An 11,959-nucleotide genomic window follows, 5' to 3' on the forward strand; every position below is an offset into this window, starting at 1 on the left:
ACTTACCCGTGCTTTTTCTTCATGTTCATTTTAGCTTTTTGGCCCGAGCTAAAATTGTAATTTTTATTGTTGGATGCTTTCTTTTCGTGGAACGCCGCGCCCGCTTCAGGTTCGGTAGGTTTTGTAGACTGTTTAGTCGATTCTGCTTTTGGTTTAGAGTCGTTTACTATCACCAGTTCATCGGGCAGGGCAGAGGCCTGCATTTTTTTTCCGGTGGTTTGTTCTATCTTTTTAACCAGGCTTAACTCTAAATCGGTAACAAAAGTAAGGGCCAATGTTTCATCATCGCCATTGGTATTAATAATCCTGTTGATATAAGTTTCTTTACTCTGCGGCAAATCAAAATGTACAAGGAATGGTATGCCTGATAGATCAATAACTTCCTCATTTTCACTTACCACAAGCATTACCCTTGCATTATTTTCAGCCTTAAATTCTTCTACAGATTTAAAGCCCTTTACATCAAAAAACGGCGAGTTTAAATAACCCACAGCCTCATGCATACGACGATCAAGGCTTTGAAATACTTTTTCGGCAGTAGCTTTATTGTTTACAAATACAATAGATTTAGTAAATACCTCCTCATCATACATAAACAAATTGAGCAGGTTTAGTTTTGTAGCAAAATTGGGTACATTATATAATAATTGATGATGTGTTTCTAACGGTGATTCTTCTAACGCTTCTATCTCGATAGTAGCAGGCAGGTTCATAAACGGGGCTATCATTTTCTCAATCCTGCTATGCATTACATCTGTAAATACCAGGTGTTGGCATCTGCCAATGCTGTTAGCTAGCTCGGTTATAGGTAGTTGCAGTCCTTTTTTTAACATGCGGTCGGCATCATCGATAATCAATAGTTCCGTTTTATTTAAATTAAGGGCCAGCTTTAGATATATAGCTCGGGCACGGTCGGGAGTAGCTACCACGATATCAGCACCATCGGCCAATGCATCAATTTGTGCTTCGGTGCCCGGGGTAATGTATAGGCCAACTATCGATATTGATGAGTTTTTGTTTAATCGCTCAAAATGTTCTAATACCGCCAGCACATCTTCTTTCTCAGGGACTAATATCAAAACTTTAGGGACACCTTCGGGCGCATAATTAAACCGGTTTAGGGTAGCTAAAACATAAGTAGTAGTTTTACCAAAACCTTCCGGCGCTATGGTGATAATGTCCTGTCCGCCTATTATTCTTGTCAGGGTTTTTTGTTGTACTTCTTTTGGTGCTGCGTAACCAAGCTCGTTCACAGATCTTATTAGTTGTTTATTCAGCTTTAATTTATCAAACCCTGCCATTATATACTTTCAAATTATTAAAGTGCGAAATTACCTTTATAATCTCAGAATTAGGAATTTTCTATTAAAGAACAAATTAGGTCGATTGTTAAGTATAAAATGCTTTATAAAAATACAGGTCTATTTGATATTAATTATTAATTTAGTTTTTAATTATTAATTACAGCACCCCTGATGAAACCCGCAACTATTGCTATTAAAAAGTATATTTTTAAAGTATTGGTGTTTTTGTTTATATCGCTGTATAGTACACATTTGCAGGCAGCCCTTGCGGCAAATGATACCACTCCTACAGTTCTACAGCCGTTTGATATCCTTAATCATCTAAAAAAAGAAAATAGGATAGAGGCAGCGGTATCGATATATAAAAGAAATTACAGACATATAACTGAGCTGCGTGCCATGACCTACCTCGATCAGTTGTCGGCATTGGCCCGGGAACTTGATGATAAACCCTTGGAAAGTGTTGTGTTTGATTTTAAGGCCGATTATTACGCTGTAAATAATGCGTTTAATAATTTAAGTATTGCGTACTACCAAAAAGCTATAAACTTTGCAAAGGATAATGGATTAACGCTTGAAACTGCTATTTACCTCCATCATGCAGGCATGTTTTATTATAACTTTAAACATAATACTACGGCTTGCTTGTATTTCTTAAAATCGCAGGAAGAATTTAAAAAAGTTGGCTTTGATAAAGTGCCTAACATGGGCTATTACTATAGCCAGGTGGCCGATTTTTACTATCATTTAGACGATTATGCTAATGCCAAAGCACAGTTGCAAGAAGCACTTAAATATAAGTTAACTACACCACGTGATGGGATAAGCATCACCAATACCATAGCTTTAATTTATCGTAATAATCATCAATACCCGGAAGCGTTAATATATTTTAATAAAACATTGGAGCAGGCACAGAAAAACAAGGATACTGTTTGGATGGGTATAGCTAACGGCAATATAGGTTCTGTTTATTTTATGCAAAATGATTATGGTAAGGCATTGCCATATATACAGACCGATTATAGCCAATCATTAAAATATAATGAAAAGATAAACGCCACTATTGCGTTATTAAGGATAGTAAAAATAAATCTTGTTAACAATAAAATTCAATTGGCGCTTAAGCAATTAGATACTGCCGAACTTTTAATACACAATAGCCCCACGTTGGCTTTAAACTTACGCGCAGATATGCTTGACCTTAAAGCCCAATGTTATGATAAAATGGGGCTGCCTGCTAAGTCCCTGATTTTTAGAAAGAAATATGAAGCCGCAAAAGATAGTCTGACCATTCAGAACAATATTGCCGCAGTTGACGTGGTGAAAATGCAATACGTTATAGGTAAGCATTTAGCCGAAGAAAGTAAACTTAAAGCAAAGGCCAAAGTTGAAGCCAATGAGCGTAACGCTGTATTTATTATACTTTTCTTATTGCTTATTATCACTGTATTAGTATACAGCAGGCAGGCATTAAAAACAAAAAAAGACAAAGAACTTTTGCGGGCAGAAAAATTACGGGTAGATGAAGAATTGAAATATACAGCGCTTAAACTGGATAATTACACAGAGAATCTAAGGAAAAACAACAAACTGATTGAAAGCTTTAAACAACAAATAGAACATCTGAAAAGTAAAAATGCCGACAATGCGGTTGTTGAGCATCTGGAAGAGTTAATGCAGGCGCATATTATGACAGATGGTAACTGGATGGAGTTTAAAAAGATATTTTTAAAAGTTTACCCTAATTTTTTCTTTAACCTAAAGAAAAGGTTCTTATATCTTTCAGAAAACGATATAAGATTATTAACACTGATAAAGCTACAGTCTAATAATAAAGAAATGGCTAATATGTTAGGGATAACTATTGAAGGTGTTAAAAAGGCAAAACAACGCCTTAGGAAGAAAATGAACCTGGATGATAACACCACTATTGAAGAGGCAATCTTGAAAATTTAGCTGGCGGGTATCGACTCAGTAATTTGCGTTAAATAAAAGAACGGCTGTGAATTTTTATGATAACGGTACAGTTGTTGCAGTTATGTTAAAAATCAAAATCATAAAATTATGAAAACGCAGGATTTTAAAAACAACAACAACGGCCAGGGCAGCACAACTGCCGACAGAGCCTTTACTAATCAAAACGAAAAGCTTAAAGAAAAAGGAATAAGTAATTCGGGCGGGCAGCCATCTTTTGCAACGTCAAGCAAAGACAGTATGCATAAACCCGAACGTAAAAAAGCTAGATTGTAGAAAACGCCCCGGTACTTGCCGGGGCATTTTTTATGGGATATATTTGGGCCGGATTTATCCAGCCCAATAAAATATGAAAAGATCATTCTATTTGTTTATCGCCATAGCACTTGTCGCCTGCCACTCGAAACCAAAAACACCGTTTCAAATATTAAAGTCAGTAAAGATCAAAGATGGCGCAAAGCTGAATGTACAAGTTAACAGCCGTATAGGTAAACAGGAAATGGTAGATATAGCCGCTTACCTAAAAAGCGACAGCTCGCAATACAACAATTTGCAAATAGACTACATACTGCCCGGTAACAGCTATCAAAACAAAGCCGGCATTACTGTCTATGCTACAGCTGCCTATCATGATAAAGCCGCTATAGCCCCTGCCGATACGGTTAAAGATAACGACAATAACCTGCTGAGCTTTGAATTTGTAGGCTTTACCGCTGCTAAAGCAAAAGAGTTATTGGCCTTTGACCCAAAGGATATGGCTGGTAAACATATTATAGGTAAGTTTATTGATGATAATACTAAAACTATCAGCATTATTTACGAGGACAAGCACGCCGATAACCAGTTATATATTTTGGAACTGGATACCGTTGGCAAAGTAGTATCGGCCATACAACCAATGGAAGTTACCTCCAAAGGCATCAAGAAAATGGTGGTAAGCCAACAGGGCGATTATATGGTTTTAAAAGATAGTATACTCACTCTATACAGCAGTGCAGATTACGACAGGCCGTTTAGAAGTATAAAACAAGGTTTATAATCTTTCTTTATTTTGATGATGGCGCCGCTGTTACGGGTTTTGCAACAGGTACGGGTTTGTTTAGTGCAAAGCGTTTACTTATCACCGCCAACTGCTCATCGTTAAGTTTTGAGGTCGCTTTTAAAAGCTGAGCAAAGTAAGCAACTTCATTCTCAGCAGCAGGGCAGCCTATGCTTTCGCCCTGAGTATCTAATGCTGCACCTGTAGGGCGTATCTGGCTATCACCCAATAATTTGCCTTTTGCATTTAATATCACCCAAAACGGTAAGCCGCTTTTTTCGCCTTTAAATGCTTTTAGTTGCTCTAATGATCCGGGATTTTCCAGGTTAGTTTTGCCAGGTTGCTCCAGCACATCTAAATGGGCTATTACATAGTTATCATTAATTTATCTTTGAAATAATGCTGTTAAACATTAAATAATTTAGTGAGATTAATATGTGCCCACGCTGCTTTATCCGCATTGGCAAAAATTGAAAGATTTACTTCATTGTACTCATTAATATTTACGGTGCCATAGCCGCAAAAATCAGCATATTCATAATGGCGTATATAAGGCTTTTCTTTTTCAAGTATGTCTTTTCTGGCCTGTAGAGTTGGTAGGGAAAAATCAGGTTCCAGATTTACTAATTCTGTTGTATATGCGCTAATACCTGTAAGATGATGCTTTACAGGTGCGTTTAGCGAGGGAATAACACTCCCAATACCTACCTGTACAACATTGCCCGATGGTGTGTTCCTCGCCACGATACTTGTTTTATGTAAATGCCCGCTTAAAACAATTGCTTTGTGTCGGGCTAACAGGTTTAATATTTCATCGCGATACTGTTCCTGTCCGGGATGAACGTAGATGATCCAGTTTGAACGGGCATCGTATGGAATTAATGGAATATGTGTACAGAAAAATAATTGCTCATCTTTTTTATGTTCCTTAATAACATTTCTTAGCCACGGCAAGCTATCTTTTTCATTAAAACAATCAAATAAAATAAATCGGGCATTATTATGCACATATACATTATTAGCAGAAGTTACCGGTTGCTGTAATTGTTTGCTTTGCCATGGCAGCACAATTTCCTGGTACACTTCTTTAGCGCCTATACCTGTAATATCATGATTTCCTTTTATAGCTACAAATGGCAAGTTAAATTCTTGTTGGTCTACATAGTTTATTAACTCATTAGTTTGGATTGCAGCTAATTCTTTTGACCCGCAAAGTCCCTCTACAAAATCGCCAATTTGAAGGAAAAATTTGGCATTTATTTCTATAGCGCATTCTTTTGATACACGCATTAAACTTGACAAATTATCCCTGGTTATGCGCGAGTAGTTTTCAATTTGTTGTATATCGTTAGGGTATTTTTCTTTCAGATAATCCATATCATGATGCATCAGCTTATCAAAGTGCAAATCGCCCAATAACATGAAATTAAATGCCTTTGCAGGAGTATTTGTTAATTTTTTAGCCCATACGTTAATTGGTAAAGCTGCCCCAATGAAAGATAGGTATTGGATGAATTTTCTTCTTTTTAGCCTATTCATGCAGTATTGATTTGGAATTAGTCATTAATAAATATACGCTACCTTTATAACATGTATCGTAAAATTTTCAATAAATATTTGTTAATACTAAATGTAATTGGTGCCTTATTTATTAGTCTGGGTTATCAAACCGATAAAGTAATACAAATTGACGTTAGCAGCTTGTTAAACACACGCTCTGTTACCACATTAACCAATGGCAAACTTGTGCCGTGGACAAAAGGCGTAGATCGCGAAAACGGTTACCTAACAATTGCCGCAGCTTTGTTTAATAAAGAAACTAACCCGAAAGCTATACCTGATAATTCATTGATCCCGGCTAATGAGCATCACCCGGCTATGCTATTACATTATGCTAATAATGATGGTACAAAATACCAGACCAGATTACTGGCCGACACCGGCGGCTCATTTACGCTTAAAGCGCCTGCAAATAAGTATAGCGACCTTTATGTTTGTTTAACCAGTGCTTACGGAAAATCTAAATTGCAATATGAGTTGGTTTACAATGATGGGAGAGAAGTGAAGAATATCACCGTACCCGATTGGGCAAACGATGTGTCCGATAATGATCCTAACTTTAGCTATGTGGTGCATGACCTGGCTAAATGGAGTAATAGAAGTACTTTAACAGAAACAGATCATCATAACATTCATGCTTTGAATATCCATCTTGATGAAAAACGTGTGCTTACTGCAGTAAACATAAAGAATTTGTCGAAAACCTATATGTTGTTTTGGGCAGCTACGGGGGTGGTTAAATAGACTAAGATTTTTAAGATTAGTGGGATTGTAGGATTAGCTGTTTAATTAGTCAAACTGGTTTTGTAACCGTATCAGGCGATCAATCATCAGGTTAAGTTTATCTTGCTCGCTTTTTACAAATCTACCCCTTAGGAAAAACGTACAGAATAACAACCAGGCGGTAGTTATGCCATAGGCTACTATTTTAAATGTAGCCGATGCGCTTTGCAATACCTCGAAAAAGTATAATAATAACCCGCTGCTTATTAATATTACATACAAATAGTATAAACCGCCATAAACTTTAGCCCGATTTTTTTGATACTCTTTAAGATCCTGTAAATATTCAGCCGGATTAATGGTTACATCCCGCTTGCTGATGATGCGATAATCTCTTACCATCATCATTACATATAATACCATGGTAACCATGATGATGACAATACCCAGGTAAGTGATCCACGAATTAAAAACAAAGAACAGCATCACAAAAAACAACACCGAGAATGAAATACCCATGCTGATAATATTCCATAGCAGTTTTCGGCCCAGGCTACCCATTCCTTTCTTTACCTGTTTCAGCACATCATCTACTGAAAGCTGATCCTTCTTTGGCTGTTCCTGCCAAACCGACATTAAATGATCAAAGTCTTTCATATTGATTATATAATTCTGTCAATTTCTGTTTTATACGGAAAATCTTAACCCTTAAATTGCCTTCGGATATGCCTGATATTTCGGCTATTTCCGGGTACGGCATTTCATCCAACACCATAGTAATTATAATCCTTTCTGATTCTTCCAGTTTTGATATACATTTATATAACAGTGCCACCTGCTCGTTTTTGTTTGATACCTCTTCCATTTTGGTTTCGGCTATCTGTGGCGTAAGTTCATCTTTAGCTTGTCGTTTTTCTGACCGTAGATATGTAAGGCAGGTATTTACCGCGATACGATATATCCAGGTTGATATCATTGCCTGGTTTCTAAACTTATCCAGGTTTTGCCAAACTTTTAAAAATGTTTCTTGTAATAGGTCGTTCGCAGCATCATCATCCCCCGTATAGCCATAGCATAAATGGAATATCTTTTTTGAATTGGCTTCAAATATTTGCTTAAAGATAATATCCTTTTCGGCCACAGTTATAGGTCTGTTTTTTATAAGTTAGATGCAAAGATAAGCTGATTGTTACAACAAGTAATTATTCTTATCGAACCAGTTTAGTTTTTTTTCGGCATCGTCCAACACTAAGTTATAATCGTTGATAAAATCAAATTGAAGATCCTCATGTAGTTTGCCTATTGCGGTGCGTATTTTCTCTACCTGCCTAACTAATATTAAACGTAAGGGTTTGTAGGATGTACGTCTGTCGGCATATTGAATATAATCAGTACAAAAGTTTAAGAGCAGATCAATTTCAGCTTCTTTTGAAGCCATAAATTTGGTGTATTTGCCAATCAGCCTTAAAATTTTCCGCAGGTACTTGGCTGCATCATAACTTCGTATAGGCAACTGGCTAAACATAAAGCCGATTTCGGCTTTTACTTTTTCTATAAAAGCAGCTTCGTTATCAGCTTCAAATAACAAATAGGCAAGTAGTTCTTTATTCTCTTTTTTATGACGGGCCAGGCGTAGGCATAGCTCGGCTATTTGCAAGCTTGATAAGTGCTGTAACTCTTTTTTTATATCCTGTAAGCCATAGTTGGCTGTGCTCATGTTTAATAAATTTATATTTTTAGCAAAATAGTAAATAGTTGTAGCTTCGCATCGTTATATTTATAAATGAAGAAAAACAAACTCACCCTCTACATTTTCATCGCCCTCATCCTGGGTGTAGTTGTTGGTTACATTTACAATGTTGCTGTAATTAAAGATTACAATAACAAAATTAATGCCGCCGAAACCACGATCAAAATTATTGATAATAAGTTGGTTTTAATAAAAGACACTACATCTGTAGTTTATAAAAACCTAAAGACACAACGTGTTACCGAATCCAAAATACGTAAAGTAAATGATGGTATACGAGAGGGTAAGGTGCAGTATTTCACCATTTTAAGCGATATATTTTTACGGCTGATAAAGATGATAGTAGCACCGTTGGTGTTTACAACCTTAGTTGTGGGTGTAGCCAAAGTAGGTGATATAAAGGCCGTAGGCCGAATAGGTGGGAAGACCTTACTCTGGTTTTTAAGCGCCACGCTGGTATCATTGTTATTAGGTATGATATTGGTTAACCTGTTTCAGCCCGGTCAGGAAATGCACCTGATGCTGCCCGATAGTCATTTAGGTACCGATATACAAAAATCCGCGCTTTCGCTTAAAGACTTCATTAGTCACGTATTCCCAAAGAGCTTTTTCGAGTCTATGTCTAACAATGAAATATTGCAGATAGTTGTATTTGCTTTATTTTTTGGTGTAGCAACAGCTTCCATAGGCGAGAAGGGAGATATTGTTGTAAAAGCATTTGATGCCATTGCCCACGTTATTTTAAAGATAACCGGTTATGTTATGAAACTTGCACCATTGGCGGTGTTTGGTGCCATTACAGCTATAGTTGCCAAGCAGGGGCTAAGCATATTGTCAACCTACGCCATATTCATCGGCGAGTTTTATTTCTCCCTGATCATACTTTGGGCGGCCATAATTTTAGCAGGATTTTTTGTGCTGAAAGGCCGTGCATTTAAATTGGTAAATAATATAAAAGATGCCATGTTGGTTGCCTTCGGTACATCAACCAGCGAAGCGGCATATCCACGCGTTTTAATTGAAATGGAGCGTTTTGGCTGTAGTAATAAAATTGTGAGCTTTGTATTGCCGCTTGGTTATTCGTTTAACCTGGATGGCTCTATGATGTATATGACATTTGCATCTTTGTTCCTGGCACAATCTTACGGTATTCATTTAACCTTTGTGCAACAAGTTACCATGCTGTTAACGTTAATGCTAACCAGTAAAGGTATTGCGGGTGTGCCGCGTGCATCATTAGTAGTTATTGCCGGCACTATTGCCATGTTTGGTATCCCTGAAGCCGGGTTAGCGCTGTTGATCGGTATTGATCCATTATTAGATATGGGCCGTTCTGCAACCAACGTTTTAGGTAATGCCATGGCAACTGCGGTAGTAAGCAAATGGGAGGGAGAACTTTCTGATGGAAACCCTATCCCTGTCGAAGATTTATAATAATTTACTCATTCAAAAAATCACTCATTAATCCACATGGCTTATATAGGTTTCAAACTTTCAAACTCTAAAAAAATATTTCTTGCTGCTAGTATAATCCTGCCGTTTTTGTTTTACTGTATATATTATTATGGGATGATGTTAAAGAACGCGCCTTATAAATTTACTGAGTTTGATTCGATGAACATTCAATATGGTAATCGTGATAGTTTGATAAATAAATACGATTCAAAAACCGGCGATTATCAGTATTTAAACAATCGTGATTCGTTAGTTAAAAAGCATGTGCATCTTAATCAAAAAGATCTGTTGTATCTGCATCGCAAAGCTGCTGATCTGGGTTTTTGGGATTTTCCTGCAAATGAAATCGGTGATAGTTTAAGAAATGGGGCCAAACCTTTACGTTATATTATCGAGTTTAAATATAAACGCAAAAATAAAAGAGTAGTGTTTGATGCTAATTTTGATGGCGACCCAAGATTAGTAGATGCTAACCAAAATTTAATAAAAGAGATTACACAGGTAATAGAGACAGAAGAGGCTAATCAGAAAAAATAAAATGAGATATTTGCTATATTTATTATTGTTGTTATCGATGCCTTCTGTCGCTCAACAAATGAGTTATGGCGAATGGAAAGAAAAAGCAAAAACAGAAATAAATTTACTCCCTGAATATGGTAATGTAAGAAAGGATAAGGGCTATCAGGAATATGATCAGAAATTTATTGACGATGAATTAAGGGAGCTCGGCACTGGCAGAAAAGCCTCGGATGAAATGGTGAAATTGGGCTTTCAATATCTTTATCGTGGAGAGTTGGAAGTTTCAATGAAGCGGTTTAATCAAGCATGGCTACTTGATCCGAAAAATGAAAATGCTTATTGGGGATTTGCTGCCGTATATTTTACATTTCAAGATTACGAAGAAGCTTTAAAACAGTTGGATAAAGGGCTTGTACTCAATCCTAATAGTTCGAATATTCTTACTGACAAGGCAACTATTTACACAGGTTATTTTGTAAATAAACATGATGTTAGTTATTTAAATAAAAGTATCTCTCTCTTTATTCAATCTTATAAGATTGACCCGCTTAACCAAAATACATTATTCAAGCTTTCTGTAGCTTATTTTTACAAGCAAGATTGTATAAATGCATTAAAGTATTACAATGAATGTATGAAACTTGGCGGTAAATCTATTTCTCCGGGTTATGGTGAAGCCCTAAAAAAACAATGTAATAAGTAAATCAATACGTTGTTTATATAAAATATATATTCTATATTTGCACCTCGAATTTTAAAACATTAATTAACAAACCATGTACGCAATAGTAAGTATAGCAGGACAGCAATTTAAAGTTGCTAAAGACCAGCAGATCTTTGTACACAGATTACAAGGAGACGAGGGCGCTAATATTGAATTTGACAATGTGTTGTTAGGAGAAAACGAAGGTAAATTCAAATTAGGAACTGATTTGAAAAGCGCTAAGGTATCTGCTACGATCCTGTCTCATTTAAAAGGTGATAAAGTAATTATCTTCAAAAAGAAAAGAAGAAAAGGTTACAAAAAGAAAAACGGTCACCGTCAGCAATTTACCAAGATCCAGATCACCGGTATAACTTTATAATCAGATTTTTAAAACGATCCGTTGAAAAACAGGTCATAAAAATATAAGAAATGGCACACAAAAAAGGGGCCGGTAGTTCAAGAAACGGCCGCGAGTCACATAGCAAACGTTTAGGTATCAAGATATTTGGTGGTCAACCGGCAATTGCAGGTAATATCATCGTTCGTCAACGTGGTACAAAACATAATCCTGGTCTTAACGTAGGTATAGGCAGAGATCATACTTTATTTGCTTTAAAAGCAGGCGAAGTAGTTTTCAAAAAGAAAGCCGATAACCGTTCATACGTATCAGTTATTCCTTTTGCAACTGCACCTGTAGCAGAAGATGCTGCACCAGCACCTAAAGCAAAAGCAGCAGCTAAACCGGTTGTTGAAGCAGCACCAGTGGTTGTAGCAGAAGTTGCAGCAGCCCCGGCTGAAGCAGCAGCTCCAAAAGCAAAAAAAGCAGCAGCTCCTAAAAAGAAAGCCGCAGACACTGAAGAAGCTCCGGCTGCTGAATAATTAGTTGGAAGATATTGAAAACCCTCAAAGTAATTACTTTGAGGGTT

Annotated in this window: 15 protein-coding genes; 9 read left to right on the forward strand and 6 right to left on the reverse strand. The window is 36.7% G+C overall.

Annotation, left to right across the window (positions count from 1 at the left end):
* Nucleotides 1–2: 2 nt before the first annotated feature.
* Nucleotides 3–1,301: a DEAD/DEAH box helicase gene (locus JWQ34_RS11175; RefSeq protein WP_299357341.1), complete on the reverse strand. Its 1,299-nt coding sequence runs from the start codon at nt 1,299–1,301 to the stop codon at nt 3–5.
* A gap of 174 nt (nt 1,302–1,475) precedes the next feature.
* Between JWQ34_RS11175 and JWQ34_RS11180 the strand changes: the two genes are divergently transcribed.
* The 3 genes from JWQ34_RS11180 to JWQ34_RS11190 all read left to right on the forward strand — a co-directional run bounded on the left by JWQ34_RS11180 (nt 1,476) and on the right by JWQ34_RS11190 (nt 4,320).
* Nucleotides 1,476–3,263, forward strand: a complete 1,788-nt coding sequence (locus JWQ34_RS11180; RefSeq protein ID WP_299357343.1) for a tetratricopeptide repeat protein — start codon at nt 1,476–1,478, stop codon at nt 3,261–3,263.
* Between the two features lie 108 nt (nt 3,264–3,371).
* Entirely contained in the window at nt 3,372–3,557 is a 186-nt protein-coding gene (locus JWQ34_RS11185; RefSeq protein ID WP_299357344.1) for a hypothetical protein, read from the forward strand.
* Nucleotides 3,558–3,630: 73 nt separating this feature from the next.
* On the forward strand, nt 3,631–4,320 hold the full coding sequence (locus tag JWQ34_RS11190; protein ID WP_299357345.1) for a hypothetical protein: 690 nt from the start codon (nt 3,631–3,633) through the stop codon (nt 4,318–4,320).
* Nucleotides 4,321–4,327: 7 nt separating this feature from the next.
* Here the strand turns inward: JWQ34_RS11190 and JWQ34_RS11195 are convergent, their stop codons facing one another.
* Nucleotides 4,328–4,672 carry a hypothetical protein gene (locus JWQ34_RS11195; protein WP_299357346.1) on the reverse strand — a complete coding sequence of 115 codons (345 nt, stop codon included), beginning with the start codon at nt 4,670–4,672 and terminating at the stop codon, nt 4,328–4,330.
* Between the two features lie 53 nt (nt 4,673–4,725).
* Nucleotides 4,726–5,859 carry a metallophosphoesterase gene (locus tag JWQ34_RS11200; protein ID WP_299357347.1) on the reverse strand — a complete coding sequence of 378 codons (1,134 nt, stop codon included), beginning with the start codon at nt 5,857–5,859 and terminating at the stop codon, nt 4,726–4,728.
* Between the two features lie 51 nt (nt 5,860–5,910).
* Here JWQ34_RS11200 and JWQ34_RS11205 point away from each other — a divergent pair, with 51 nt between their 5' ends.
* Nucleotides 5,911–6,624, forward strand: coding sequence for a hypothetical protein (locus JWQ34_RS11205; protein ID WP_299357349.1), 714 nt, complete (start codon nt 5,911–5,913; stop codon nt 6,622–6,624).
* 45 nt (nt 6,625–6,669) lie between these two features.
* On the opposite strand, the gene JWQ34_RS11210 is transcribed toward JWQ34_RS11205, so the two are convergent.
* The 3 genes from JWQ34_RS11210 to JWQ34_RS11220 are packed head-to-tail and all read right to left on the reverse strand — an operon-like array spanning nt 6,670 to nt 8,320.
* On the reverse strand, nt 6,670–7,260 hold the full coding sequence (locus JWQ34_RS11210) for a hypothetical protein (protein ID WP_299357350.1): 591 nt from the start codon (nt 7,258–7,260) through the stop codon (nt 6,670–6,672).
* Nucleotides 7,247–7,744: an RNA polymerase sigma factor gene (locus tag JWQ34_RS11215; protein ID WP_299357351.1), complete on the reverse strand. Its 498-nt coding sequence runs from the start codon at nt 7,742–7,744 to the stop codon at nt 7,247–7,249. Before JWQ34_RS11215 ends, JWQ34_RS11210 begins: the two co-directional genes overlap by 14 nt.
* A 48-nt stretch (nt 7,745–7,792) precedes the next feature.
* Nucleotides 7,793–8,320, reverse strand: coding sequence for a hypothetical protein (locus tag JWQ34_RS11220; RefSeq protein WP_299357352.1), 528 nt, complete (start codon nt 8,318–8,320; stop codon nt 7,793–7,795).
* 66 nt (nt 8,321–8,386) lie between these two features.
* Here JWQ34_RS11220 and JWQ34_RS11225 point away from each other — a divergent pair, with 66 nt between their 5' ends.
* The 5 genes from JWQ34_RS11225 (at nt 8,387) to rpmA (ending at nt 11,912) form a co-directional block, all read left to right on the forward strand.
* On the forward strand, nt 8,387–9,787 hold the full coding sequence (locus tag JWQ34_RS11225) for a dicarboxylate/amino acid:cation symporter (RefSeq protein WP_299357353.1): 1,401 nt from the start codon (nt 8,387–8,389) through the stop codon (nt 9,785–9,787).
* 135 nt (nt 9,788–9,922) lie between these two features.
* Complete coding sequence (locus JWQ34_RS11230; RefSeq protein ID WP_299357354.1) at nt 9,923–10,345, forward strand: hypothetical protein; 423 nt, start codon at nt 9,923–9,925, stop codon at nt 10,343–10,345.
* A 1-nt stretch (nt 10,346) separates the two neighbouring features.
* A complete protein-coding gene (locus JWQ34_RS11235) occupies nt 10,347–11,030 on the forward strand; it encodes a tetratricopeptide repeat protein (protein WP_299357355.1) in 684 nt (227 codons plus the stop codon).
* A 73-nt stretch (nt 11,031–11,103) separates the two neighbouring features.
* Nucleotides 11,104–11,412, forward strand: a complete 309-nt coding sequence (gene rplU / locus JWQ34_RS11240; protein WP_299357356.1) for a 50S ribosomal protein L21 — start codon at nt 11,104–11,106, stop codon at nt 11,410–11,412.
* A 50-nt stretch (nt 11,413–11,462) separates the two neighbouring features.
* Nucleotides 11,463–11,912 (forward strand): 50S ribosomal protein L27, encoded by a 450-nt coding sequence (gene rpmA / locus JWQ34_RS11245; protein WP_299357357.1) that lies wholly within the window; start codon nt 11,463–11,465, stop codon nt 11,910–11,912.
* The last annotated feature ends 47 nt before the right edge of the window (nt 11,913–11,959 follow it).

The sequence above is a fragment of the Mucilaginibacter sp. genome (assembly GCF_028288185.1).
Taxonomy (GTDB): Bacteria; Bacteroidota; Bacteroidia; order Sphingobacteriales; family Sphingobacteriaceae; genus Mucilaginibacter.

What these genes read in the sequence shown, in the direction of transcription:
- JWQ34_RS11235 (WP_299357355.1), top strand. Translation starts at nt 10,347, where the DNA reads ATGAGATATTTGCTATATTTATTATTGTTGTTATCGATGCCTTCTGTC.
- JWQ34_RS11225 (WP_299357353.1), top strand. Translation starts at nt 8,387, where the DNA reads ATGAAGAAAAACAAACTCACCCTCTACATTTTCATCGCCCTCATCCTG.
- rplU (WP_299357356.1), top strand. Translation starts at nt 11,104, where the DNA reads ATGTACGCAATAGTAAGTATAGCAGGACAGCAATTTAAAGTTGCTAAA.
- JWQ34_RS11230 (WP_299357354.1), top strand. Translation starts at nt 9,923, where the DNA reads ATGATGTTAAAGAACGCGCCTTATAAATTTACTGAGTTTGATTCGATG.
- JWQ34_RS11210 (WP_299357350.1), bottom strand. Translation starts at nt 7,260, where the DNA reads ATGAAAGACTTTGATCATTTAATGTCGGTTTGGCAGGAACAGCCAAAG.
- JWQ34_RS11180 (WP_299357343.1), top strand. Translation starts at nt 1,476, where the DNA reads ATGAAACCCGCAACTATTGCTATTAAAAAGTATATTTTTAAAGTATTG.
- JWQ34_RS11220 (WP_299357352.1), bottom strand. Translation starts at nt 8,320, where the DNA reads ATGAGCACAGCCAACTATGGCTTACAGGATATAAAAAAAGAGTTACAG.
- JWQ34_RS11190 (WP_299357345.1), top strand. Translation starts at nt 3,631, where the DNA reads ATGAAAAGATCATTCTATTTGTTTATCGCCATAGCACTTGTCGCCTGC.
- JWQ34_RS11175 (WP_299357341.1), bottom strand. Translation starts at nt 1,301, where the DNA reads ATGGCAGGGTTTGATAAATTAAAGCTGAATAAACAACTAATAAGATCT.
- JWQ34_RS11200 (WP_299357347.1), bottom strand. Translation starts at nt 5,859, where the DNA reads ATGAATAGGCTAAAAAGAAGAAAATTCATCCAATACCTATCTTTCATT.
- rpmA (WP_299357357.1), top strand. Translation starts at nt 11,463, where the DNA reads ATGGCACACAAAAAAGGGGCCGGTAGTTCAAGAAACGGCCGCGAGTCA.
- JWQ34_RS11205 (WP_299357349.1), top strand. Translation starts at nt 5,911, where the DNA reads ATGTATCGTAAAATTTTCAATAAATATTTGTTAATACTAAATGTAATT.
- JWQ34_RS11185 (WP_299357344.1), top strand. Translation starts at nt 3,372, where the DNA reads ATGAAAACGCAGGATTTTAAAAACAACAACAACGGCCAGGGCAGCACA.